Origin of the sequence: Pseudopedobacter saltans DSM 12145, from assembly GCF_000190735.1 — a bacterium.
GTDB classification, from domain to species: Bacteria; Bacteroidota; Bacteroidia; order Sphingobacteriales; family Sphingobacteriaceae; genus Pseudopedobacter; species Pseudopedobacter saltans.
This window is the reverse complement of the sequence record NC_015177.1, coordinates 4,501,536-4,526,948: the sequence shown is the minus strand read 5'-3', so window position 1 is coordinate 4,526,948 and position 25,413 is coordinate 4,501,536. Positions and strand designations below refer to the sequence as shown.

Sequence of the window (25,413 nt, the reverse complement as noted above, 5' to 3'; positions counted from 1 at the left end):
TACTACAGCTTTATCAATTTATAGTCTGCAGGTTCCATTTTAACTTTTCGTTTTTTAGCCGTGGTAATTAGTACAGGCTGGTCACTTGTAAAATAATATTCTCCATTATTACAGCTCAATACCACGTTGGCTTTCTCGGCGCTTTCTATGGTAAAACCTTTAGCGCTTATCTTTTGCCCATTGCCCAAAAACAGGGTAAAATCTTTACCAACCTCACTCACAACGCCGTAAGTTCCATCCACTGTCATTCCCCGGTATTGCACCGCCCCATCTTTTACAGATGAGAAAATATAATCAGTACGACCCGATTTGCTTTTTACTATCAGCCCTACAAAATCGGGAGAGGCTTGCTGTACTTCAAATGAAGAGATAGACTCGATAGACTTCCCTTCTTTTTCTGTACTTGGTTCATATACCGATACAAACGGATGGTTCCATGCTTCGCCATGCTGACGGGCAGAAATAGTTAATGCAGGAGACTTATCTACCGCATAAGGAAAATCCGCATTGCTTCTGAAAGATTTTACAGGCGGCGACTTAATGGTAAATACCTCACGGCCTTCGTATCCTTTCATCCATAAATTCATGTATACGTGGTTGCTGTCTGGCATTGCCATTTTCCAAGTAGCGGTATAATTACCATTTGTTTTGGCCGAACGCTTATCCCACATATAATCCAGCGCAAATAAATGTCCGCCTGCGAAAGCCATTTCTTCACTGGGTTTCAGGTCCAGATTATTTCCATTGGCATCTTTTACCCATAGCTGCTGACCAAGATTGTGGTAAAAATAGTCGTGAAACTTATCTCCCTGCCGCTGTTTTTTTGAACGGAAAATATCTACATAATACCCTGTGGTTTCGCCTGTGCTCACAATACTTAAGAAACGGTTTTGATCACTACGGCTTTCGGGTTCCAAAAAGTAAACGCTCGAATAAGTAATATCCGGGTAATAACCATCTTTTTTACCCGAAACGGGATAATGCGCCAGTAAGTCAAAGGGGTGATTACTCAGCATTTCAGGATATTTGGAAATCCCATCCACCATTACCGTATTGTGTGCCGGAAACTGCGAATAAAATTCCAAATAAGGTTTCTCGAAGTATGATGAACCTATTCCCAAATCGGGCCCCAATATGTAACCCTTACCATAAAGCTCTATAGCAACACCATTGGAATGTGCGTGATTTCCGTAAGAGGCATACTGAGAAATCATCAAACCGCTTTCTTTACTATCATACTTATTGCGCTGAACCAGCCAGCTTACATTGGGCGCATAAAAAGTTGGCGTTACATAATCCGAAAGTTTGGCTTTCTCAATATTGCTTTTTACCTGCAGTGGCTTTTGTGTAAAGAAAGAAGACACCTGAACTGCAGGTTTAGCTTGTTGGGTAATGGCAGACGCATTACGATTTAACAACTTGTACATTGCAGTATACGTAGCTTCATTTTCTTTATTACTGTATTTCTGCGCCATACGAATCATATCCTTAATGGCATCCGTATTCAATTCGCCATAATAACTATCACCAAAAGCAGTAATCATTCCGTTAGGAAACAAATACTGTGGCAATACCTTCACCGCCTTATGCATCACAGGAGTATATGGCAACAAATTTTGGTTAAAGGTATTGTCATAATTCTGAATAAAGTGCATAAACTCTTTGGTCACACTGTGTGCATAGCCAGGGCTTTCGTTCCACACCCCGGTTTCAAAATCATATCCATATTTCATCAATCGGGGTATAGCCCATTGACGCGGAGCAGATACATTTAATATATGGTTGATATAGTACTCCCTACCTTTTTGGTCGGCATAAGATTTACTATCTTCTAAAATCATCGCTACGGGTAAAATAATATTTGCCTGATGCAAATTCCAGTTATTGTGCGGCACACCATCCAGAATGGTAACATCTATCCACTTTTTGAATGTTTCTTCAAATACAGCAATTTTAGCCAGATCTTTTTTCCTGATGTACTCATATAAGAAATCATAATATGCGGCTAAATCAGGCAATATAGCTTCCTGTATCACTTCGAATGTCGACATTCCGGCCAGGGTATGAGCATGTCCATTTCCTAAATCGTAGGGCCTGTTACGATAATACATCCCAGTCATATAGGTATTAAACACGTCATAAGCGAATTTTCCGTATTTTTCATTTCCGGTCAACCAGTAGATAAAAGCACCATCACGCCCCAATCGCAAAATTTCATTGTTGACACTCTCAATATTCATTCCCGATACATTGGATTGGTCTACCCACTCCAATGGATTTCCTGCCTTAGCCGTATTGTGGAAATATACGCCCTTCGTATCATCCATATAAGGGATAATATCTTCCAGTTTAGGCCTTTTAATAGGCGAGCTTACTCCTCTGGTGCTTCCAAAACGTACGGTTGGTACCGGTGCTTCACCATCGGCCCGGGTGTATACACCTCCATTGATATATACATTGGTAGCTTTGCTTTTCCAGTACATCATTAGTCTGGATAGTAACCAATCCGGCTGCTTTTGAGTTTTGGCCACATAGGGGTCTATGCGTTTATAGATACCGTCCAGCACTTCTTTAGCCCAGGACTCATTTTCTACCAATTTTTGAAGAACAGGTTTTTGGTCCGGACCAGTTAACAATCTTGGATGTGTCTGTGGTAAGTTTTTAGGCAAAGGAATATTAACCTCCTGCGCATTGACAATAAATGGAAACAACAAACTTATCAGCAAAATTATTTTTCTCATAACCATGTATCTTTATTTCAGTATAGGATCAACGTTCAGCATTTTTAATTAAATCCCAATAAACCACATAACGTTGATGATGTATGCGGCTAATAGGAGCTAATTCCACACCTTCTTCAGCTTTAAACACCAAGGGGTTACCAATCACTGGTTGAATTGATTTATTCAAATTGCTTTTATCTATGCGAATAGCTGTTTTTAAATTTAATGGTACTTTATAGTCGTAAGTATAGTAGTCATTATATGCAGTCGGGTCAGAAAACGGTGCCGGTTGCTGCATACCTTCAGTTCCCATCATACCTGCCAGTACCAATGGCCCATACATTACAGCAGCTTTGTCTACATTATCGTTAGCTTCTGCCAAATGCAGGCTCATCGGATATTTTATTATTATTTGGTCTCCGTTTTTCCAAGTTCTGTCTATCACGATATAACTTGATGGCACTTGCTTCACCTTTACGGCTTTTCCATTTATTTTTACCTGTACTCCGGAAGCCCAGTAAGGATAACGTAAATTCAGTGCAAATTTTTGGCTTTTTGCTGTCTGCACCGTTAGTTTTACTAAATCGCTTTCGGGAAATACTGTCTCCTGCTTTAGTTTTACACCTTTCTCATTCCACGTTAATTCAGAAGGGATAAACAAGTTCACGTAAAGGTTCGTGTTATTATGGTAATAAATAGCTTCGCCATATTTAGCATGGTTTTCAAAACCTGTACCTACACAGCACCAAAAAGAGTTCTCGGCAGTGCTGTATACTTTATACGAACCAGGCAATAGAGGTAGAAAATAGGCTACCATTCCTGTTTGCGGATCTTGTTGCCCCAGAATATGGTTGTATAGTGCCCGCTCGTAAAAGTCTGCATATTTTGGGTTGGCATCCCAGCTAAACAAATGACGTGTCAGTTTTAGCATATTATTGGAATTACATGTCTCCTGTGTATATCCCGTTAAGTTTTCTGATACTTTATCTGTATGGATGAATTTCTCTTTATGGCTGTTTCCTCCGGTACAGTAAGTTTGGTGATTAACTACTTCGTCCCAGAAAAAAGTGGCAACGTCTTTAGAGCGCTTATCGGCATTCAGTTCGTAGTTACGGGCTTCGCCTATCAATTTTGGGATAAAAGTATTGGCATGTTTAAAATAAAGATCGCTTTTACGTTCTGCCAAAGGATCAAGCACCGCGTTATGGTAGAAAAACTCGGCCAGTTTCAGATGCTCCGGATTACCCGTAATGGCATACAAATTATAAAAAGCTTCGTTAGTACCACCAAATTCGTTGCGCAGCATGGTAGCCCTTTGCTCTTCGGTTAAAGGCATTAATTTTTGATAAGCCCACGAAGCTGCTTTTGTCATTATATCCAACGCCTTCTCATTTCCACAATAGAGGTATTGATCTATTAAACCTGCATAAATTTTATGTAAGGTATACCATGGTGCCCAAATGCTCTGCCCGGCAATATTTCTATTGATAAAATTTTCCGGGAAAGCACTAATAAATCCATTTTGGCCCACTTTGGTTAATGCATATTGTACCTCGGCTAAGCCGTTTACAATACTATCCGATTTAATCTTGTAGCGCTCATCTCCGGTAGAAGCGTACAAGTAAGACAAAGCCGACATAATATGCCCCGTAGTATGGCCTCTAAGGTCACAGTCCAAAGATTCCCAGCCACCAAGCTTTTTTATGGTCATATAGCCCCCTTCCTTACTGGAGAATACTCCTGCTGTATTTCTAAAGCTATGCAATAATCTATTTACATCCAGCGACATCAACCATTTGGAATCTCTTTCCATATTGTCCCTGAATGCCGAAGGAAGCAAACGCACATCTTTTAAATCGAAACTATATACTTTTACGTCTCCCCGTAAGTGTTTTGTGATTTTATTTCTGTGTTGCCCCGGATAGACCGATTGTGCAAACATAGCTATTGGAAACAGCGATAAAATCAGTACAGTAGCAGAAATCTTTCTCATTTTTCTTTTCAATTTTAATCTATCCTAATAACCACAAACAGTACTTACTTCACACTAAATCCCGATTCATCGGGAAGCGGAAGCAGTAATTTATATGTTTGTATTTATGGACTATTGTTTATGGCCAATCAGGCTTCGCATATCCTTCTTCCGACTTATTAAAACTCTAAAATTTATTATTTAAAAAACTCACTAAACTTTTTGTAAAACCTTCTGGATTTTCCAGATTACTCATATGCCCGGCACCTTTTATAGCAACTTGTTTTGCTCCGGGAATTAATGGCAACAATTCATTTTGACGATGTAAATCGGCATCTCCAGTCAATACCATTACCGGAATATTTACTTTCATAGTCCTCAGTTTCTCCTTTACAGATTTGCCTAGTACTAATCTTGGTTCTGCGTGTGATAGCTGCCAGGCGTCCCATTTATAAATGGCTTCCCAAACCGGCTTTTTTATGGCATACAAAGGTTTGCCATCCCTTGTTGTTAGCGCATTAAACCATTTTTTCTTGTTCTGGTGTATACCTTCTTTTTGATATTGTTTAATCTCAGATTTCCTTTTGGAAAGCGCTGTCGCTGTCCAGGGTTCATCCGGTCCCGGCACATTAAAGATATCTCCGCTTGCCATCGTTGCAGACAGCATTCTATTCTGATGTAGCGCTAAAAAATCAGTAGTCACAAAACCTCCTAAAGACAGACCTGCGATATGCGCTTTTTCAATTTTTAGAGCATCCATTAATTTCAACAGATCTTCTGCATGCAGAAATTCCTTTCCTTCCTGTGGCATATCCGAACGTCCATAACCACGCAGATCATAACGGATTACCTGATATTTTAAAGCTAAAACAGCTATTTGGGGATCCCACATCTGATGATCGAAAGAATGCCCATGCAGTAATATTAATGGGTCTCCTCTTCCGCTGATTTCATAATACAGTTTCGTATTCTGTTCAACTTTCACATAACCTGTCTTTACTTTCTTTTGGCTGTGCTTATGCAAAATATCCCTTACCAGATAAGTCAAAACCGGACTTGCATAAAAGGCATTGAAACCATTTTTATTTTCTTTAACCCTGGCTAATAGAAATCCATAGGTATTTGTTGTTTTATCTATCCACGGATAAGCGCCCGCCCAGCTTGGACTGCTTAACAATATGGCACTACCTGTTTCATTTACCTCTTCGCGCCACATACCCAAACCATATATTCCATGATGGTAAGCAACTCTTACTTCTTCGGGGAATTCATGCGGCTTTACTTTCGCGTCCAGTACCTGATCAGCAGCAATTTCGTCTATGGCTTTTTGAGAAAGTATTCTTTCCCCCTCAAAAATGCCATTATTGGCGAACATTTTCAGAAAGTTAAAATAGTCTCTTAGACTTGTTCTCGCCCCACCGCCCAACATGGGATTATGACCGGGAGTCTCATCTACAGGTGTAAAAGCAGTGTGCTTCATATTCAATGGCTTTGCTATTTTCTCACGAAACAGCTGCTCCCAATTTTTCCCTGTTGCCAGTTCTGCCATACGACCGGCCACCTGCATAGACAGACCGCCATATTGAAATTTTGTCCCCGGTAAGGTATCGGCAGGCAAGGCAACAATATGTCTTACGGATTCTTCCAGCGTCTGATAGTTATCGGGCCGCTCTCCTTTTGGCTGGTAATCCGGGTAACCTGCCGTATGCGAGAAAAGTTGCCTTAAGGTAGCTTTTCCTTTGCTATCGGTAAATTGGGGTAACCATTTTTTTACTTTATCATCCCAGGAAAGTTTTCCTTCGTCTACCACCGCAGCAATGGTTGCGGCAGCAAGCCATTTTCCGGCAGAAGCTACATAAGCTTCCGTTTCCGGCTGATAGTTACCAAAATACTTTTCGTAGATAATATTATTGTCCTGTGCAATTATCAGCGACGTACCTTCGTAATAACCAGAATCTACCCAAGCCTGTACTTTTCTGTCAAGCAGAGTAAAATCACAGTTGTTTTTCTGAGCCTTTACGATACTCTCATTCATCAACAACGACGCTAAAAGAATAATATGTAATCTTATTAAACTCATTTATTTTTAAAGTCTTACATCAATTCTAGTTTGCTTCCTGTTTTTTGTCTTTTTCCGCTCCGATTTTGCCTTCTATCCGTAGAAGTTAAACTAACTTCAAAGAGAATATTATCGTTGAACCTTATAAAACCTCGCTCCAAACAGGAAGATGATCAGGTAACAAACTATTGGCAAATAGTAAGCATGTGCAACATCATGGTTTGCTATGGTTCCCATAATCAGCGGAAAAAATGCTCCGCCTACAACTCCCATCGAAATAAAGGATGAAGCCTGTTGCGTATGTTTTCCTAAGTTTTTTAAACCGAGGCTAAAAATAGTTGGGAACATGATACTAAAGAAGAAGTTAATCATCAACAAAGCGATGTAAGATGCCCAACCCCAACCTTGTGCCACTAATATGCAGGAAACAATACTTCCCAAAGCGAAAGCTGCTAACAGCTTATTTGGTTCTATATACTTCATTAAGAAAGTGCCCACAAAACGGCCAATCATCATAAAAACCATAAACAGTACCATGTAATTGGCTGCTTTTGAATCTGTAAACCCCATTACTTCTACACCATAATTGATGAAATAAGCCCAGGTTCCGGCTTGTGCAGCTACATTAAAAAACTGTGAAACTACTGCCCAGACGAAATGTTTATGCTGAAATAACTTCTTTCCCGGGGCTAAATCAACATTAACCGCTTCCGGTTCATCTGCATCGGTAGCTGTATGTGGGTCTATCAATGCAGGAATTTTGACAAAAGCAAATGAGATTGCAATCAACAGTATAAAAACGCCAATATACATATACAGGTTCTTCACCGAATCTAAACTATTTGTAACTTCATGCGAAGACGCCCTTAGCAAAAAGTACGACCCCAGCACAGGACCTATAATGGTTCCTACCGCGTTAAAGGACTGCGCAAAATTCATCCGCTGGTCGCTGGTTCGCTGGTCTCCCAAAGATGCTACAAACGGATGCGCCACGGTTTCCAATGTTGCCATCCCGCATCCCAGAATAAACAAAGCGATCCTGAAAAAGCCAAAAGATTCTGCATTGGCTGCAGGTACAAATAAAAATGTGCCTCCTGCAAACAGAGAAAGGCCCAGCAATACTCCTAATTTATAACCGAAGCGCTTCATAAACAGTCCTGCTGGAATACTCATAACGAAATATGCGCCAAATACTGATAGTTGTATTAAGCCCGACTGAGATTTACTAACATGCAGTACGTTTTGAAAATGCTTATTCAAAACATCGCTCATAGAGTGGGCAACTCCCCAAAGCATAAATAAAGAGGTAACGAATACAAACGTTACTAAAAATTTCTTTTCTGTAAAATTGGCCTTTTGTGACATGCGCTTATAGTGGTTTATTGTTGAGTTTTGATAAATTTAACATCTTCTACGTGATGATCTATAAAAATTCTTCCCATATCACCCGTTTTATACCATTTAGGTTTATCGGGCATATCGTCATAAATTAATTTGCCGTTTATTTTCAAATTTTCGAAAGTCACGTTTTTGACTTTTCTGTGCTCATCATATCCCGATATCATAGATAACTCGGCATTTTTTCCATTATAGCTGATATTCTTAAAATAAATATCTTCTATGCCTTTGCCCGGGGCTGCACAATATTTTTCATTATAAAAGACACGCAGATTTACCAGTTGCCCTTGTCTGAAATCTTCTATCCTGATGTCCTCAAACCGAACGTTGCGTATTAGATTATTATCGCCTGCATTGATACTTAAACAGCCCTGATAATCTATCTGCACTTCTTGATGGTCCAGAATATCTATATTTTTATAGGTTAGGTTTTCTATAATATCAGGATTATCCGCGTTACCATGAATCCCTATAAAAATAGGATGAGCAACATCTGCCCAGAGTGTGGAATTTTGCATGCTTATGTTTTTAGCTCCGCCGGTAAATCCTTTTCGGGTTGCATATACGGTGGTACAGTCATCCGAATTTCTGCAAAATACTCCATCATAAAAAACGTTCTTACTAGCAAATACATTCATCCCATCTCCCCAGCCATAATAGCTGATGCTTTTTACATTGCGGATGGTTACATTGTCTGATCCTCCGGTTGCACATTGTGTAGTAAAAATCCCCTCTACCAGAACATTTTTAGAGTTAGCTATATGAACACCCATCTTCACCGTATGCTCTACCATTCCCCTGCCAATAATCTTCACATCTTTTGCATCATGTACCAAAAGTTGTCCTCTTAAAATAGCATCGCCTGCTATATAAACTGTCTTCCCCGAAGGGACATTAAACACTTTGTCTTTAAACTCATGAATACCGGTCCCAAAGTAAATGACGTTGGGGTCTGTTTTTTTGGGTACGCTTTCCAAAATAGGATTGGCAAATAAATGGAGATTATGAAAAATGTCTCCGTTTACCTCTACTGAAAGATTACGGGGCTGGTTCAGTTTAAACGTTAAGGTATTGCCGTTGATTTCCGGCTCTATTCCATAAGAAAGTGGCCTTATCCTGGCTGTACTAATATCTCCTTTATTAAAGATTACCGAAACTTCTACACTTCCTGAAAAATCAAAGTAGGCCATGGAAGCATCTTTAACCTGATGTTTGGTATCCTTTACTTCGTCTACTTTAATCAGATGATTGGGAATAGCTTTCCACTCCCTGCCTTCCTGTCTTACTTTTACCAAAAAATCTGTATTCAGCAAAGCTCCTGCAGGTGAATTGTAAACTGTTAGCTTATCAGCCGCATAACCAGTAGATAAACAGTAAAAAAAGACAACAAAAAAAGCAGCTACAGTATTTTTCATATTGTAAAATATATTCTATATCACATCAAATAGTGGGGCAAACAAATAGGCACTACCCACAATAGCTGATTGTTCGCCTAGTTTGGCTAAATAAAACTGAGGAAATATACCTTCTTGATTCAGTTGATACTGGGTACGCGGCAAAAAGAATTCCTGTGCCTTAGAAATATTCCCCCCAAGAATAATATGAACAGCGTCAATTTCTTTTATCTGTTTGCCAAGCACCTCCGCTAAATTATCAGCAAATTCATTAAATAGCTGTAAGGCTGTGTCATCACCTTCCTGAGCCAGCTGGCTGATTTGCTGCACATTGTTAAATTGCCCCGTTTTTGTTCCATACATATTACGAAACCACCTTGTGGTCAAATAATCATCGGCAATAGTCTCTTTGAAAGGCAAGAGACCAATACCCAAATCTCTGGTATCTCCCTGGTAACTATAAGCAGATCCAAATCCGGTTCCTAAAGTAAAGCCTAAAATCTTATCTGTGATATCAAAATCTCCAACAGCTACTTCTCCATGTAAAAATGCTTCAGCATCATTACGAAATAAAATCTGGTCGTCCTGAATATTAAAACAGTCGGCAAGTTCCTTTTTGATATTCATTCCATACAAACTTTCATATTTATCTACCCCTTTGATCAAACTTATTCCATTCTCGTAATTAAAAGGCCCCGGCATCGCAAAAGCTATTCGCTTTATACTACATCCTCCAATCATAGAGGTATCTTTAATTACGGCTTTCCATACCGATAAAATTTCAGCTGCACTCCCTTTACTATCTACCGCTTTTCTAACTGTAGTTCCCTCAATCAAACTTCTGCTGTTAATATCAACTAATGCCGCGGTGATATGCGACCCGCCAACATCAACCCCTACAACAATATTCTTGTTATCCATTATATTATAATCGTATCTGCTAATTATAGATTTTTACCTAAGCCAATTCCCTGCTGTAATTTTTTCAGCCTTACTAGCGCTTCTATATAGTAATAATCGCCATAATTGATAGAAGTATCTACTTCCGTTCCGTTTGGTTTATGACCTGTTACATGGGTAATGAAAGCCGAATTTTTATCCCTGCTTTGATATTCAGCAGAAGATAAACTGGTAATCATCTTTTCTGCAACCTCCCGATAATGTCTCGCTTTATTCTGATCTTTTACAAAAGTAGAGAGTTCCAATAAACCAGAAGCTACCACCCCGGCTGCTGAAGCATCTTTAGGAGCGTTTGGAATATCGGGAGCATTAAAATCCCAGTAAGGAATCAAATCCTTCGGTAATTTCTCCAGATAAACATCAGTGACTTTCTGTGCAAAATCTAAAAATCTCTGGTCTTTAGTTTCCCGATAAACCATGGTATAACCATAAATAGCCCAGGATTGCCCCCTCGCCCACATGGTCTCATCTGCATATCCCTGATGGGTAACCTGTTTAATTCTTTCCCCTGAATCCTTATCGTAAACCACTACATGATAAGAGGTGTAGTCATTCCTAAAATGATTCTTCATTGTGGTCTCCGCATGTCGAACTGCTATATCGTACAGATTTTTTGTTCCTCCATTTTTTGACGCCCAGAATAACAGCTCCAGATTAATCATATTATCTATAATGGTATTGTGTTGCGGCCATTCCATATTTGGTACCGAACGTGGCCACGACAGTATTGTTCCTACTTTCGGATTATATAAAGTGGCTAACGTATCTGCGGTACGCAACACCACTTCTTTATATTCTTCATCACCGGTCAACTTATAAGCATGACCATAAGAATTAAAAATCTGAAATCCCAAATCGTGATCAAATGCCGGCTCTATAGAAAGATTATAAAGTTCGGAAGTAAACCTTTCGGCCTCTTGCTTTAAAGAATCATTTTTAGTGGCTTCATACAAATACCATAAAGTACCCGGCCAAAAACCACTGGTCCAATCTTTATAATTTACATAACGCCAATTACCTTCGTCATCTTTGATATTTCTTGGAATATTTGGCGTATCTAGTGGAATAGAAGCCAATGTCTTGAAAACCTGCTTTTCACAGTACACTATATTTTCATCTGTACTAAACTGTTTATCAGATGAGCAAGCAAACAGCAATAGCACTAAACAAACCGAACAACTTAAAACAAACAAGGTATTTACCCGTCTTACCAACAAATTAACTGGCTTCTGCCTATAATACAGAAGACCAGCCTTATTATAATAAACCAACCGATTATTTAACATGTATATAATTGTATATTTCAAATATAATAAAAACTAAATCGGTTTAGTGAATTGTGTCAACTTTTATCATTTTTAAATATTTTTATCCAGTTTATTACAACTTTACAAAGTTTTAGAATATAAATTAGAAAAATAACAAAAACTAAACTTACCGACTAAAAGAATAAAAATGATATAAATTCTAAAAACAGCTAAACGCTCACTCCAAACAAAAAAAGGTAAACTGTCCGGCTAATACCATACATGTTTACCTTCTCCTTGAATCAGCTTTTTATTTAATTACCACTTTATGTTGCTGATTATTTACTAATAAAACATAAACACCCGCAGCAAGATTATTTTTCAGTTTTACAGTATAATTATTGCCCTCTAGTGCTGTAATATTATCCCTAAGCACCTTTTTACCTGTTACATCCAATAACTGCACCTCCAAAGTCGGTAGTTTTGAATTGTAAGTAAAAATAAGCTCACTACCTATAATCGGCTGAGGGAACACTTTAAGATTACTTTCATTACTTAAAGCTACATTTACAGACTGAATTCCAAGCTCTATCCTCGTACCGTCTTTGTCTACTTGAGCCAATCGATAATAATTAACTCCTGCAGCTGCATTATTATCTATGATGCTGTAACTTAATGATCCCGTACCTTTAGAAGGTATTTTTGCTATCCGCATAAATTCTCCGTTTGCCTGTTTGCGTTCTACGGTAAAATAATCATTATTATATTCTGATTCTACAGTCCAATTTACCGCGACATTACCATTATTTTGTAATTGTACTTTATAGTTTGACAAAGAAACCGGTAGTGTTTCACCTCCCTCAATATATGCCTGTAACGCCTCCACAGATGGAAAAGTTTTTATCCAAAGTACATCTATTAAGTTCATACCATTTGCCTTTTCTGTTGCTGACATCTTAATATCCGCTACTTTTATGGTAATTCTACCTAACTGAATAGAATCTGTTATAAATTGATCTGTACCCGTAGGCAATGTTGCTGCATGACCTGTTAAAGCGTAGACATTATTACTTCCATTGGCCCTTAATAAACCTGTAGCCATATTCCAATAAGAAACGGTATAATCATCTACTGTTAATCGGGTATCATTATTACTTCCTCTTTTGTAATCTCCTTTATCGGTATCAAAAGTAATTCCCGGGTTGCTGGTTACCGTACCTAATGATGTATCGTCAAAGGTTACACTACGAGAAACAGGTCTTTTCCATTTAATAGCAACCACAGGATACTGTTTATAAATTGTTATTTCCGGGTTCAGCGCATTACCTGCTAATGGTGTAACGCGTATATCGGATCTGTAATTGGTATTTTCGGCGTTATTTGCCTGTCCCTGCTTAATTATCATTCTGACAGGATTCAAACTGCTATTAATAGCCAATGATGAATAACTCTGTCCCGGATCTACTTGCCAGCTATAAAGATTTCCAGTTCTGAAATCGTGATTTAACGCTTTTTCTGTTTGTGCATCTACCCCAAAAGCTAAACCCACCACCAATGCAACTGTTAAATTTAATTTAGTAAAAATGTGCATAATTGATTTAATTTATAATGATCACCTGCTCTTAACCAACTAAAAATGAGTGAAGACAATTATATTTTTGATACATAGGGAATTCCTCTATCAATTAGTATTTATAAGAATATGTATGGGATTAATAGAGAATAATATGATCTTAAAATAAAGGGCATGATCTATTTCATGCCCTTATTCCTTTATTACTTAGAAAACAATAAAGTACCGAATCCTAATTGATCATATCCTCCACTGTTAGGACCATAATGACTCCCCCCTCCTTCAGGACGGACTTTTTCAGCAAACATTTTGGAATATTTAGCTTCTATACCTTTTACTTTCGCATAATGATTATATACCAGTTCCCAACACGGCCTCAACTCACCTCTTCCTACGGCTGATACGGTTGTTAAGGTCTCGGAAGCCGAACAATTGACATTATATTTCCTTATATATTCCGTAAAAGGGACATTATAAAGAAATATACCCGATGCATCGGAATAATTGTACTTAGCTGTATACTCACACAAAGCTAAGAATTTGTTATCTTTATAGGCAAAAAGGTCCTCACCAACATTATAGGCCATTTGACAAAAAGAGCCCAACAGGGAAATCACCAGTGTTGCATGTCCCTGATCTCTTCCTGATTCCTGTCCTTGTCCCAAAACTTCGCCGTTTACTTTGTGTATGGCTGTCACTGCATTATCTATATTACCATTACCAATACCTTTCTTAAAATAATTAATGGCATAATTAACCTTACTCACATCATCTGTTAGTATTCCTATAGACAAAACGGAACACATATTTGCGGCATCCCAATTAGTCCAGTAATGGGAATTGCATGCTCCATTATGTCTCTCTAAAAAGTCCAAAGCCAATGGGTAAAAGACATCCAACATCCATTTTTTATAGGCTGTAAAATCTTCAATTTTCCAGCCACTGTAATTTCTTAATAGTTCTGCTGCATTGGCAAAAGTAAAACCATAAATACCAGAAGCTAAAAATTTATTACTATCGCCATTAATAGACTTACAAGTACCAGCCCAGGCATTTAAGATCTCCACACCTTTTGCTGCCCAACGGTCATCTCCTGTTAACTTCCATTTAATCCCCATTTGATATGCGGCATGCGAATCTCTAAAAGCATTTGCATAATTATCTGGGGACGGCTCTTCTGTAGAATTGCCCCCTCTGATTAATTTTATTGTAGGATTAGCTGTATAGCTTAGATTCAAATGTGTACTGGTGTTAAATTTGTCATATCCTTCTTTCCATGGTGACAGACCAGCATCCACTTTTATTTTCACAAAAGCAAGATCATCTGCAGTGTGCAGCATTCCAGGATGTACTATTTTAATAGCAGATACTGGAGGATTTGGATCTGGATTCGGTGTTTGGTCTCCTCCAGACTTTTTACATCCTATTGTTAAAGCGCCTGCCAGCAACAGGCTAAAACTTATCTTTGAAATTCCGCTTCTCATAACGCTATTTTTGAAGATGCCTCTGAAGATAGCATACAATTATTTTTCCTCAGAAAGCACCTTATAAATATTTTTATTGATTGATGTAAGCTTGTAAATCAGCAACCGTTTTAAATGATTTCACCCAATACACTTCGTAATGATTATCTCCATCTGCCAATACAAAATCAGCTATTTTCAATTGAAAAACCGTTAATGTTGTAGCTGTTAGTGTTGATAATTTAACAGCACTTGGTCCGAAAGTACCTGTACTTAGATCTGCATAGTGCACTTGTATTCCATCTTTTGCGGTTAAGGTTGTCAATTTATTATTTCCATTCAAATACGAACCATTATTGGTATCAAAAACTATATTTCCTGCTCCTATTGGTCTGTTAAATTTAAATGCTATAATTGGATAATTCCCTGCATGAAGAATCGCCCCTCCATTTCTCTGAAAATCTGCTCTGTATTTAATCGGAGGACCTACAGACTGGACCGCCATAGTAGCCTTGAACAACCCATCTGATATTACACTTGACGAATTTGCAGTAGCCACTTTCCACACTGAATTTGAAACTAAAAATGTGTCATTTATCTTACCAGCTTCAACGACTACCGTAATAGTAGCCTTAATATTAGAATCGTTTTTTGCAGATACTGTTATAGTAGCCCTTCCGTCTCCCATCCCTTTAACAATACCTGTATTAGATACCGAAGCTATCGCTGGATTATCAGAAGACCACACTAAAGATTGTGCTGTCGCATTAGATGGAGCAAGTGTTACCTCTATAGGCAATAACTGATCAATGGCTAAAGTTTCATTAATTACTGTACTAATGGCAATTCCAGTTAAAGGAATAACTTTTTTCACGGTTAATAATATGGTTCCTTTCTTTCCGCTGCCATCTGTCGCAGACGCAGTAATAGTTACCGTTCCTTCTTTTACACCTGTCACGTCACCCGTTTCCGAAACCACAGCTACAGAGTTATCACTGCTCGTCCATTTCAATGTTTTATAAGTAGCGTTTAATGGCGCAATAGCTGCGTTAAGTAATAAAGTTTCATTCTCAAACAACTGAGCACTTGCAGATGTCAATGTAATGCCTGTTATATAATCTATACTATTAATCACTCTCACGTCAATACTTGATGCTCTGGCACTACCGTCTGTAGATTTCACTGTAATTTTAGCTGCACCTAATGCCATTGCACTTACTCTTCCCTCTTGCGAAACCTTAGCTATGCTCTCGTCACTGCTACTCCATTCCAATTTCGAATTAGAAGGGCTTTCTGGCGCATAAACAACGGTCAACAAACTATCTTTCCCAATTAACAAAGGCAATTCTGTAGTTGTTTTTATTTGAATATTTGTTATAACAGTTCTTTCTACCGCGATTTGGTCTACTAAAGAATCACTACAAGAAAAGATTACCAAAGACGTCATAACAATCCCAAATAGCATTCCTTTTTCTTGTATATTTTTTATAAAATTTCTCATCTTAAAAGTTCGATTTAAATTTTGATTAAAGCTGCCTTACTTGAGGACAGATAAATTATTCCCATTCTGGATTTTGCTTTAAATTGGGATTCAGTTTTAACTGATCTGCTGGTATAGGATACAAATAATGCTTTTGCTCCCAAACCCGTCCAGATTCAATCACGATATCTCCCTCCGAATTTCTTGGACGCGAAATTGTACTCCAACCTGATGTTGTCTGATATTCTGTACCTGTCCATCGAATGCCTAATATATTCAGAGGCATTTCAGTTTCGGCAGTCTTCCATCGTTTTAAATCATCAATTCTAAAACCTTCATTAAATAACTCCACTGTACGTTCTCTTCTTATTTCAGTACGCATTTCTAAACTATTTGTATTTACAAAAGCGTTACTTAGTTTAGGCATTGCCATATTTACCCTATTTCTTACCAGATTCAATGATATATCCAAATCCGCATCCGAAATTGCATCGTCTCTTTCGTAAACAGCCTCAGCATAATTCAATAGAACTTCCGCATAACGAATAATTGGATAATCATAGCCTTCTGAACGGTCTGGAACTGCCCTTTCTGCTGCCCATTTTTGGTTATTATAACCACTGCCTCCTGCTCCTGGAATATAAGAAGTAAATGCGGCAGAAGCACGATCTGCTGCATCTCCCAACCAAGTTACTCTTGGGCTATTATTTCTCCAATATGCTCGCTTTGGTGGCATAAGGGTATATTTCATTCGATTGTCACGATTAGTATACTCAGAAACAATAGTAGCATATCCCTGAAATTGCGTATTTCCAGGATGATTTATAGGTAAGCCATTTTGTGTTAGATACATATTTGCAAACTTTTTACTGACAAATTGTACGTTTGCAAATGTTTCCTGAGTAATATTTTGTCCAATAGGATTCAATACCTCATCATGGCGATTAACAAAAATATACTCTTTGTTTTCTGATTTTTTGATACCCGCCGGATTAGATTTTGCATCTTCTAATATGAACAGATATTTTTGCGCAGAATCACCTAATACAGCGGGCTTAAACAATGTGTATTCATTGCTATTTATAACCTCTTTTGCTGAGTTCGCAGCAATATCCAATAAAATAATTGCTCTAGATGTATTACCTCTAAATTTTTGCCAAGTACCTTCAAACAAAGCCACCCTAGAAAGAAAGGCTTGTGCCGCCCCTCTGCTTACTCTTCCCGCATCAGATGCAGGTATAGCACTTTGTAATGGCAGGTTAGGTATAGCAGCCTGTAAATCTTCGATAATGAAATCAGCGACTTCTGCTCGAGAGTTTCTTCCCGAACTTAGTATAGGATCAGTTACATCTGTGATATTTTTTATAATCGGAGCATCTCCAAATAATTGAAGCAAATCAAAGTAAGTATATGCTCTAAAAAATCTGGCTTCTGCAACATATTGAGCTATTTCCTCTGGCTTATTATAAGCTTCAGCCTTCAAAATTAATGTATTTACGTCTCTAACCTTACTAAATGCTCCAGAAAAATTACCATCTGAAGCAGGAATAGAATTTGTTCCATTACTCCATACATTGGCACTTGTAGACGTCATTAAATCGGACCGTCTATCACTATGTGGAGAATCATAAACAGAACTACCAAAATCACGTCTCCAACCATAAAATTTATTTGCAAACAGTTTGAAATCGTTTGCTTTTTTCCAATAGTTCCCATCCGCAATTTGTGCTTTTGGATCCAAATCCAGAATGTTATTACAGCTGACCTGCAACATAGATGCCGTCACGAAAAATAAAGCTGTAAAGTATTTTTGATAATTTCTTTTCATAACCTTAATCTTAAAAAGTTGCATTAATACCTGCTGTGAACGACCTATTAAATGGGTAACGTCTCGCCGCGTCCACAGTTCTTGTCGCTTCTGGGTCCCACCCGTCATTAATATGGGTTACTTCCCACAAATCCTGGCCAGCAAGGTACACTCTTAATTTTGAAAAGCCTTTCAATTTACCGATTACCGTTTGAGGCAATGTATAACCAAGGACAATATTTTTTAATCTCAAATAATTACCATTTTCAACTGACCATGATGATGCCTGATAGTTATAAGTATTTATAGTTCCATTCGTAGAGTACTTAGGAAAATGTGCATTGGGGTTGTCTGGCGTCCAATGATTTCCCACGGATTGATTCGTTGTATTCAGATATACAGAACGAAATGGTTGTCTCCAGTTCACATCATCCCTAAAAGTCACTCGTTGACCTGCTCCTTGAAATATTACAGAGAAATCAAATCCTTTATACCCCACACCGGCGTTAAACGAATAAGATATCTTTGGATCATCAGTTCCTAAGTAAACCAGATCATCATAATTTAAGATTCCATCTCCACTTATATCTTCATACATATTATCACCCACTCTAATGGCACTACTTAAACCGATGCCATTGCCTACATTATATTTATCAAGATATTCCTGTCTTTGTTCTTCCGTCTGAATACGACCAGCATATTTTAAACCGAAAATAGAGTTCAAAGCATAGCTTTGTATCTCTCGAATTAGTCCCCCTGATGTTGCAAAGTTTTGTCCTCCGTAATCAACAATTTTGTTCTCTGCAAAAGTAAATACACCACCTAAGTTATAGTTAAATTCACCTATTTTATCTGACCAATTTAAAATAGCATCCCATCCATTAGACTTAAATTTTCCCATATTTATTTCAGGAGCATTTGCTCCCAACATTGCAGGATATTGCCCCTGAAGGAACATATTATTATTCCTTTTAATAAAACGTTCAAAAGTACCCGACAACTTGTTCTTGAACAGGGCAAAATCCAGCGCTAAATTATAGTTCTGAATTCTTTCCCAAGTACGATCATATGAGACTAATCTTCCATTAGTTGTCACGTAGCTTACTTTTGCTGATCCTAAATAAGCCCCAGTCCCAGTCGCTTGATTATATAATTGCTGACCATCATAAAGTGCGACTCCAGCCTGATTTCCAACTACCCCGTATGAAGCCCTTAACTTTAACTCATCAAATACACCAAAATCTTTTACCAAGTCTTCTTCAGATATTCTCCAACCTCCTGAAAAACCGTAGAATAAATTCCAACGATTTATCCTATCAAATCTTGATGAAGCGTCATAACGACCATTTGCTTCAAACAGGTATTTAGCTTTATAGTCATAAGTTAATCGTCCGAAATACGCCCCCAAAGCATATTGCTCTCTGGCCTTATCCATTGTGATCGTTCCTGTTCCATTAATAGCAGATAGGGAACTATTGATATCTGTTACTTTTGTTAAATAGTAATCATAATTCTTAAATTCGTATTGTCCACCCAACGTAGCTCCGATATTATGAGTTTGATTGAAATGCCTGTTGAACTGAAGAAAAATTGATCCTGAATAAAAGTCAGTCTTAGCCGTACTTTTTTGATAATAGCTATTCTGTTGTGTAGGATTATTTTGAACAAGCAAATCTCCTTTGTAGTTATACCACTCTATAGGATTTTGCTTCATATCTCTAATTGCCGTACTGGTATTATATCCAAGATTACTCACTAACTGCAGACCTTCTATTAGTTTAAAACGGAAAGTTTCACTTATGTTAGTAGACCCAACTTTAAGACGGTTATCTCCTCCTGCCTCAGCAAACCAATTTGGTGTATATTGCCCACCCCAAGCATATGGCTTACCCGTTAAAGTTGACACTGGAAAACCTGGCTGGGGATATCCCTGACCAAGAACATTACCAATCATCGTAGGCATTACCTGATCTTGCACATTGTAAGAAATAACAGATTCTATACTAAAGCGTTCGCTTACCTTAAAGTCGCTATTCAACCGAATATTATATCTATTATTATTGTTATTACCATAACGTAAAGTCCCGCCATCATATAAATAACCAAAAGAAAGTCTATAACCGCCTTTTTCACCTCTTCCAGAAATGCTCAAATCGTTTTGTGTCGAATTGGCTCCGCCCCATAAAATATCTGTCCAGTTATTATCTAAGAAAACAAAATCTTTCACGTCTAAAAAAGCTCCCGGAATAGGTGCATTAGCTAAATTTCTTGCATCTATATATCCACCTTTATTTGCCAGAGCTAAATTTGCATAGCGTATCCAAACATCATCAGCTCCATAACCATCATTTGTTCTCGCTTCTACCACTCCGGCAGCCCATTCATCCATACTCATTAAACGTGGTTGCAAACCGGTTTCCTTCCTCGTATATAAAGTATTAAATTCTACTACTGCCTTACCTGCATTTGCCTTCTTAGTTGTTACCAATACTACCCCTCCTGCTGCCCGTGAACCATAAATCGCTGCCGACGCATCTTTAAGAAAAGATATATTATCAATATCAGACGGATTTAACAATCTCAACTCTCTAAAACTATCATACACAACACCATCAATAATAACCAGAGGTTCTGCGGTTGCCTTAGATATAGCCCCTCTTAAACTCATTGACCAAGATTCATCCCCCGGTGCTCCTGATGAACGTGTTATAATAACTCCAGGCACTTGTCCTTGCATTGCTTGTATAGGACTCGCTAAAGGGCCTTTGTCTTGAAAAGCTTTTGCATCGACTTTTGTCACAGAACCTGTCAAAGTTTCTTTCTTTTGAGTTCCATATCCCACAACTACAATCTCTTCCAACTGTTTATTATCCAGCTCTAATGCTATTTGCATGATATCAAAGAAATTTGCGGTAATTTCTTTTTTAAGATAACCGATGTAACTTATCTCTAACACAGCACCTGTTGCTGCATTTAATTGAAAATTGCCATCAGCATCTGTTTGCGTTCCGGCTGCAGAGTCTTTAATCTTTACCGCCGCGCCAATAATAGGCTGTTTGTCCTGGGCATCAACTATTTTACCTCTTACAACCTGTTGGGCATAGGATGCTGGCAAAACACACCCGAATACCAACAGCATAAGCGAAGCCAAGCTGACACCTTTTCGTAAAATGATTCTCATAATTTATTACTTAGATTTATTGGTTCTTAGAATATTAATTCTTCAACTATTTATTTTCTTAATCAAACTTAATAAAAACTAAACCGATTTAGTTGATTTTTTGCACTTTTTCTATTAATTCAATAGAATCAAAGAAAAATTACCATTTTGCTAACAATCACACATCTTTATTAAATTAATGTCAAAATCACAATTATTGCAATTTTTAATTAAAGCTATAAGTACTATAAAACTGTATTTCTCTTATATGACCTATAGCTTTTCTGATCTTTTTTTGTAGCCGGAACAAGATGAATCGCGCTACCTCCGCTTGCTTTTAAGGTAAATTGTAGCTGGACAGTTTTATCTACTATTAACCGCGTTACTTTAACTTTTGTGCGGGTATTTATATTTTCATCATCTGTATAGATATGGGCTACATATTTTTTACCAGCCTCTAAAAAGGTCAAGGGTGTAGTCACATTCCGGGCATCATTATTATTCAATGAACCTAAAAACCAGTCGTTTCCACTTCGGCGAGCTATGGTAACATATTCGCCTACATCCCCCGCTACTGCTTTAGTATCGTCCCAAACCGTTTTTACTTTATCAAAGAATTCTATTTCCGGTTCGCCTTGATAGGCCGAAGGATGGTCATACCAATATAAAAACTGTAAAGGACTGTAATATACTGCAGCCATGGCTAGCTGGTGAGCATGGGTAGTTTTTATCCTATTATTATAATAGCATATTGTATAATCTGCTGCTCCCGCTAGAAAACGTGTAAATGGCAGAATGGTATTATGTATTGCGTCAGGCATTTCTTCATTTCCCCGTACTCCTTCCTGTGTCATCAGATTCGGATATGTACGGCTGAATCCTGTAGGCCTATATTCATCATGTATGTCCACTAACATTTCATATTGTGCACATTTTTTAATGGCATCGTGTAACCAGGTTGACCAATGCTGGTTTCCTATTTGTACAAAACCAAATTTTATCCCTTTAATTCCCCATTTTTTATAAAGTGGCAATAATTCATCCAACTGTTGTACCAGTGCCCGTTGATTAACATATACTAATAAGCCTATTCCTTTCTTTGCTGCATAAGCAGTCAGCGCCGGAATATCAAAGTTTCTGTTCTCTGCGACAGAAGTAGCATCTGATTCCATTTTCATTTCCGGACCATACCAACCTGCATCAATATGAATATACTGCAAACCCCGTTCAGCTGCAAAATCAATACATTTAATAGCATCTTCCTGTGTTAACTTCGCCACACGAATAACCTTACCAGGCTTTATCCATGAGGTATTTTTTATTTTATTCGCAGGATTCAGATTCAGGATAATATCGTTATTCTCTATCAGCTCTGTGGCTTTTTCTGCTACCATAATCACCCGCCACGGCGTAGTGTAAGGAGTTATCACATCTACAGAGCTATATAAAGAAGCCTGCAAGGTATTTTGCTTCGTTTCATCCAGACGAAACTTCATACGGGAATAGTCTATCATTTCTGCTTCGGCTAAAGCTACTGTTAACCCATTTTTCAACTTTAATGTCAATGGTCTTTCACTTTCATCTTTCCAATTTTTTAAAGACTGCAATTCGTAAGGTCCCTGTGCCCAGCGTTCATAATAAGCCATTGTTTTTTCGGGGAAGGTAAACTGTGTTTGCTCTCCGGTGATGTGCAGGAATAGACCATTGGTTGCCTCGGGGAAGAAATAACGGAAAGCGACCCCCTCGTCATAGGCTCTCACGATGAAATCCATCATATAAAAGCGCCGTTTATCGTAACCTTCATCGATACCTCCGGTTTTCTCCTCGCCCTTCAAGAAATTCAGCGTTAACTCATTATAATGGTTACGTATGATACTTCGCTCGCCATATATAGGTTTCCAGGTTTCATTGAAAGTATGCGTTTTTTTACCTGTAAAGCTTAGGTTTGCTCCCCATATTTTAGCAGTATCATTGGGTATTCCCAATGCCGATTCAAACAATTGGTTTTTAATGAGCACCCCCAGTTCAGACTCTTCAATAACTGCTTTTCCGTTATAAGTAAGGGTATAATATAATTGTCTGGATTTGCCGGAAATTTCTTTCTGATATACTTCAAATTTGTATTTTCCATTAGGAGACACTAAACTTGAACGTGTAGATTCTACAATTGTCTGTGCATGTAGGTTTAAAGAAAATATAGCATACAAAAAACAGCCCAGCAGGTTTATTCTTTTCATCATTTAATTTAAATTATGAATTCTTATAATATTTAAGTCTATAACAAATGCTAATATATAAAAACTAAACCGATTTAATAAATATTTTAAAGATTCATTTTTTAGAATATCCTTTCCTATATAGTAGGAACAAAGCAACAACTAATATCACCAAAACCCAATAATCAATCTTTGTTTCCTTAACTCTAGTATTCACTTTGTGTTCACTATTAATCTGGTTCTTCTTTACAATCAAATCTTTTAAAAGTATTGCTTCTATTCCGGTTTTGCTGTTTTTCTGGCGCTGCCTATTTAATCCCTTCAACTTGTATCGCACTTTCAACATTCCTGGTCTGGGCAATAAGCCGCTATCCGGATGCCAATACCAAAGACTGTCGGCTATAATTTCCAATTGTGTAACTAGTTGTTGCTCCAATTCCTTATCCTCTCGCTCCTTTGCTATTCGTAGATGTTCCCTTAATACGTTACTTTGCTCTTCAAAACGAATATTCTCTTTACTCAAGGAATGAATTCTATGTTTAAAAGCATTACATGAAGTCAAAATTATCAGCAAGACTACCATTCCGGATCTCATAATCATGGCGAGCTCTCCTTTTTAGCCAACCAATCCGCATAACGATAAATTGTTTTGATATGTCTTCGCTTGCGGTACACTCCGTCTCCTTCACGACTACCAAATACATTTGTATTGCCTTCTATACTGACAATCCAATCGCCCTGCTGCTGTTCCACCAGCCCCGCATGGGCTATCCTCTTTTTATCTGGAAACCAGACACCTAATACATTTCCCGGTTTAATGGCTTTAGTAATTACCTTATTGACAAACAAAGCTGGTGACCAGGCCGTACAGGGTTCCTGATATCCTGCTTTTTTGAACACCCAGCTCATAAAGGAAGCACACCAGGGCTGTCCTTTCTTTAAGCCGGTTATTGCGAGGTATTCTTCTACCCTTTCACCGTCGTTGTTGCCGGTAATCTCACGTACACCCAGTTCGCCCCGGGCAATGGCTACTATTTTTTCCCGGTTGGCTTGCTCCTGTATTTTTAGCAAATTGCTGTTAGTCCGCCAATTGCTGCCAGGAGTAATAAAGCAAAAGAAAGCCAGTATAATATAATTTGCTGCCATAAATCCAATTCTTTAAAATGTTTAACCATATAAGTGATATCCGGTAAGCCCAGTCGTTCCCAACTGCTGTTGAAGAGTTTCCAGATCAATATCAGTAAGGTGATAAAAAACAGCAATGCCAATAGAAACAGATAAATTATACCCGGATCGGGCAATGCTGAAGTGCTGTCAAACCTATATATCCAATAAGGTAAGACCAGACTTAATATTATCAGCCCTAGCAATTGCTTAAATACAGGATGACTGTAAAAATAGAATGGTTTCGGTAATGCATACGCTATGCTTTTATTGTTTATGAATTTTGTAATCATGTTATTTAGTTCATTAGTTGTTAGTTTATTGGTAATGGGTACTAGTCATCCAGGCTTTGCCACTGTCCTACGGGTGCTTCGGGTCTACGGCGCAACTTGTATAGACGAATCCGATAATCTGCGCTGGTATCGGCATATGGTTCTGCCTCAGAGTATTTCCCGCAACAGTCAAGGAATAATGATAACAGCTCGTAACGTAGGTTTTTAACCTCATCATTGTTCAAGCCCTTTTTATTCAGCCCTTTAAATTGCAGACGGCTGCTTATTTTGTTCAAGAGTGATTCGAATTCGGTGATTTTAAGCAAATGCATATACAAGGCGTTGTACCAGCGTCTTAAGCTTTCAGTTTCCAAAAATCTCTTCAAAGCGGCATTGGTTTCCCTGATACTTCCTTTCGGAAGCACTGCTATTAACTTCTTTGCTTCCCTTAGGAATAATTTCATTAAATTGGTATAATTCACAATGCTATCTTGCATAATATTCTATTTAGTATTTTAATTT

Annotated in this window: 17 protein-coding genes; all 17 read right to left on the bottom strand. The window is 38.0% G+C overall.

What is annotated here, in order from left to right:
* Positions 1-2: 2 nt before the first annotated feature.
* Positions 3-2,741: a hypothetical protein gene (locus PEDSA_RS18880; protein WP_013634770.1), complete on the bottom strand. Its 2,739-nt coding sequence runs from the start codon at positions 2,739-2,741 to the stop codon at positions 3-5.
* Positions 2,742-2,769: 28 nt separating this feature from the next.
* Positions 2,770-4,716 (bottom strand): glycoside hydrolase family 127 protein, encoded by a 1,947-nt coding sequence (locus PEDSA_RS18875; RefSeq protein ID WP_013634769.1) that lies wholly within the window; start codon positions 4,714-4,716, stop codon positions 2,770-2,772.
* Positions 4,717-4,882: 166 nt separating this feature from the next.
* Entirely contained in the window at positions 4,883-6,775 is a 1,893-nt protein-coding gene (locus tag PEDSA_RS18870; protein ID WP_013634768.1) for an alpha/beta fold hydrolase, read from the bottom strand.
* A gap of 108 nt (positions 6,776-6,883) precedes the next feature.
* Complete coding sequence (gene fucP, locus PEDSA_RS18865) at positions 6,884-8,119, bottom strand: L-fucose:H+ symporter permease (RefSeq protein ID WP_013634767.1); 1,236 nt, start codon at positions 8,117-8,119, stop codon at positions 6,884-6,886.
* A 14-nt stretch (positions 8,120-8,133) separates the two neighbouring features.
* Positions 8,134-9,567: a glycosyl hydrolase family 28 protein gene (locus PEDSA_RS18860; protein ID WP_013634766.1), complete on the bottom strand. Its 1,434-nt coding sequence runs from the start codon at positions 9,565-9,567 to the stop codon at positions 8,134-8,136.
* A 15-nt stretch (positions 9,568-9,582) separates the two neighbouring features.
* On the bottom strand, positions 9,583-10,467 hold the full coding sequence (locus tag PEDSA_RS18855) for an ROK family protein (protein WP_013634765.1): 885 nt from the start codon (positions 10,465-10,467) through the stop codon (positions 9,583-9,585).
* Between the two features lie 23 nt (positions 10,468-10,490).
* Positions 10,491-11,792: a glycoside hydrolase family 88 protein gene (locus PEDSA_RS18850; protein ID WP_013634764.1), complete on the bottom strand. Its 1,302-nt coding sequence runs from the start codon at positions 11,790-11,792 to the stop codon at positions 10,491-10,493.
* Positions 11,793-12,063: 271 nt separating this feature from the next.
* Positions 12,064-13,344: a DUF4979 domain-containing protein gene (locus PEDSA_RS18845; protein ID WP_013634763.1), complete on the bottom strand. Its 1,281-nt coding sequence runs from the start codon at positions 13,342-13,344 to the stop codon at positions 12,064-12,066.
* Between the two features lie 185 nt (positions 13,345-13,529).
* Entirely contained in the window at positions 13,530-14,810 is a 1,281-nt protein-coding gene (locus tag PEDSA_RS18840) for an alginate lyase family protein (protein ID WP_013634762.1), read from the bottom strand.
* Positions 14,811-14,883: 73 nt separating this feature from the next.
* Positions 14,884-16,290 carry a DUF4979 domain-containing protein gene (locus PEDSA_RS18835; protein ID WP_013634761.1) on the bottom strand — a complete coding sequence of 469 codons (1,407 nt, stop codon included), beginning with the start codon at positions 16,288-16,290 and terminating at the stop codon, positions 14,884-14,886.
* Between the two features lie 55 nt (positions 16,291-16,345).
* Positions 16,346-18,097, bottom strand: a complete 1,752-nt coding sequence (locus PEDSA_RS18830) for a RagB/SusD family nutrient uptake outer membrane protein (protein WP_013634760.1) — start codon at positions 18,095-18,097, stop codon at positions 16,346-16,348.
* Positions 18,098-18,107: 10 nt separating this feature from the next.
* Positions 18,108-21,260 (bottom strand): SusC/RagA family TonB-linked outer membrane protein, encoded by a 3,153-nt coding sequence (locus PEDSA_RS18825; RefSeq protein WP_013634759.1) that lies wholly within the window; start codon positions 21,258-21,260, stop codon positions 18,108-18,110.
* Between the two features lie 224 nt (positions 21,261-21,484).
* Entirely contained in the window at positions 21,485-23,479 is a 1,995-nt protein-coding gene (locus tag PEDSA_RS18820; protein ID WP_041537165.1) for a glycoside hydrolase family 97 protein, read from the bottom strand.
* A gap of 91 nt (positions 23,480-23,570) precedes the next feature.
* The gene (locus PEDSA_RS18815; protein ID WP_013634757.1) at positions 23,571-24,056 is read right to left on the bottom strand and encodes a hypothetical protein; all 486 of its coding nucleotides are present in this window, start codon (positions 24,054-24,056) and stop codon (positions 23,571-23,573) included.
* Complete coding sequence (locus tag PEDSA_RS18810) at positions 24,053-24,601, bottom strand: C40 family peptidase (protein WP_013634756.1); 549 nt, start codon at positions 24,599-24,601, stop codon at positions 24,053-24,055. Before PEDSA_RS18810 ends, PEDSA_RS18815 begins: the two co-directional genes overlap by 4 nt.
* Positions 24,520-24,912 (bottom strand): hypothetical protein, encoded by a 393-nt coding sequence (locus tag PEDSA_RS20200; protein ID WP_148233559.1) that lies wholly within the window; start codon positions 24,910-24,912, stop codon positions 24,520-24,522. Before PEDSA_RS20200 ends, PEDSA_RS18810 begins: the two co-directional genes overlap by 82 nt.
* 41 nt (positions 24,913-24,953) lie before the next feature.
* Positions 24,954-25,388, bottom strand: coding sequence for a hypothetical protein (locus tag PEDSA_RS18800; protein ID WP_013634755.1), 435 nt, complete (start codon positions 25,386-25,388; stop codon positions 24,954-24,956).
* Positions 25,389-25,413 lie beyond the last annotated feature (25 nt).

Bases quoted from the DNA above. Each gene is read 5' to 3' on its own strand.
- fucP (WP_013634767.1), bottom strand. From the start codon at position 8,119: ATGTCACAAAAGGCCAATTTTACAGAAAAGAAATTTTTAGTAACGTTT.
- PEDSA_RS18820 (WP_041537165.1), bottom strand. From the start codon at position 23,479: ATGATGAAAAGAATAAACCTGCTGGGCTGTTTTTTGTATGCTATATTT.
- PEDSA_RS18840 (WP_013634762.1), bottom strand. From the start codon at position 14,810: ATGAGAAGCGGAATTTCAAAGATAAGTTTTAGCCTGTTGCTGGCAGGC.
- PEDSA_RS18810 (WP_013634756.1), bottom strand. From the start codon at position 24,601: ATGGCAGCAAATTATATTATACTGGCTTTCTTTTGCTTTATTACTCCT.
- PEDSA_RS18815 (WP_013634757.1), bottom strand. From the start codon at position 24,056: ATGATTATGAGATCCGGAATGGTAGTCTTGCTGATAATTTTGACTTCA.
- PEDSA_RS18830 (WP_013634760.1), bottom strand. From the start codon at position 18,097: ATGAAAAGAAATTATCAAAAATACTTTACAGCTTTATTTTTCGTGACG.
- PEDSA_RS18860 (WP_013634766.1), bottom strand. From the start codon at position 9,567: ATGAAAAATACTGTAGCTGCTTTTTTTGTTGTCTTTTTTTACTGTTTA.
- PEDSA_RS18835 (WP_013634761.1), bottom strand. From the start codon at position 16,290: ATGAGAAATTTTATAAAAAATATACAAGAAAAAGGAATGCTATTTGGG.
- PEDSA_RS18850 (WP_013634764.1), bottom strand. From the start codon at position 11,792: ATGTTAAATAATCGGTTGGTTTATTATAATAAGGCTGGTCTTCTGTAT.
- PEDSA_RS18845 (WP_013634763.1), bottom strand. From the start codon at position 13,344: ATGCACATTTTTACTAAATTAAATTTAACAGTTGCATTGGTGGTGGGT.
- PEDSA_RS18880 (WP_013634770.1), bottom strand. From the start codon at position 2,741: ATGAGAAAAATAATTTTGCTGATAAGTTTGTTGTTTCCATTTATTGTC.
- PEDSA_RS20200 (WP_148233559.1), bottom strand. From the start codon at position 24,912: ATGATTACAAAATTCATAAACAATAAAAGCATAGCGTATGCATTACCG.
- PEDSA_RS18855 (WP_013634765.1), bottom strand. From the start codon at position 10,467: ATGGATAACAAGAATATTGTTGTAGGGGTTGATGTTGGCGGGTCGCAT.
- PEDSA_RS18870 (WP_013634768.1), bottom strand. From the start codon at position 6,775: ATGAGTTTAATAAGATTACATATTATTCTTTTAGCGTCGTTGTTGATG.
- PEDSA_RS18800 (WP_013634755.1), bottom strand. From the start codon at position 25,388: ATGCAAGATAGCATTGTGAATTATACCAATTTAATGAAATTATTCCTA.
- PEDSA_RS18825 (WP_013634759.1), bottom strand. From the start codon at position 21,260: ATGAGAATCATTTTACGAAAAGGTGTCAGCTTGGCTTCGCTTATGCTG.
- PEDSA_RS18875 (WP_013634769.1), bottom strand. From the start codon at position 4,716: ATGAGAAAGATTTCTGCTACTGTACTGATTTTATCGCTGTTTCCAATA.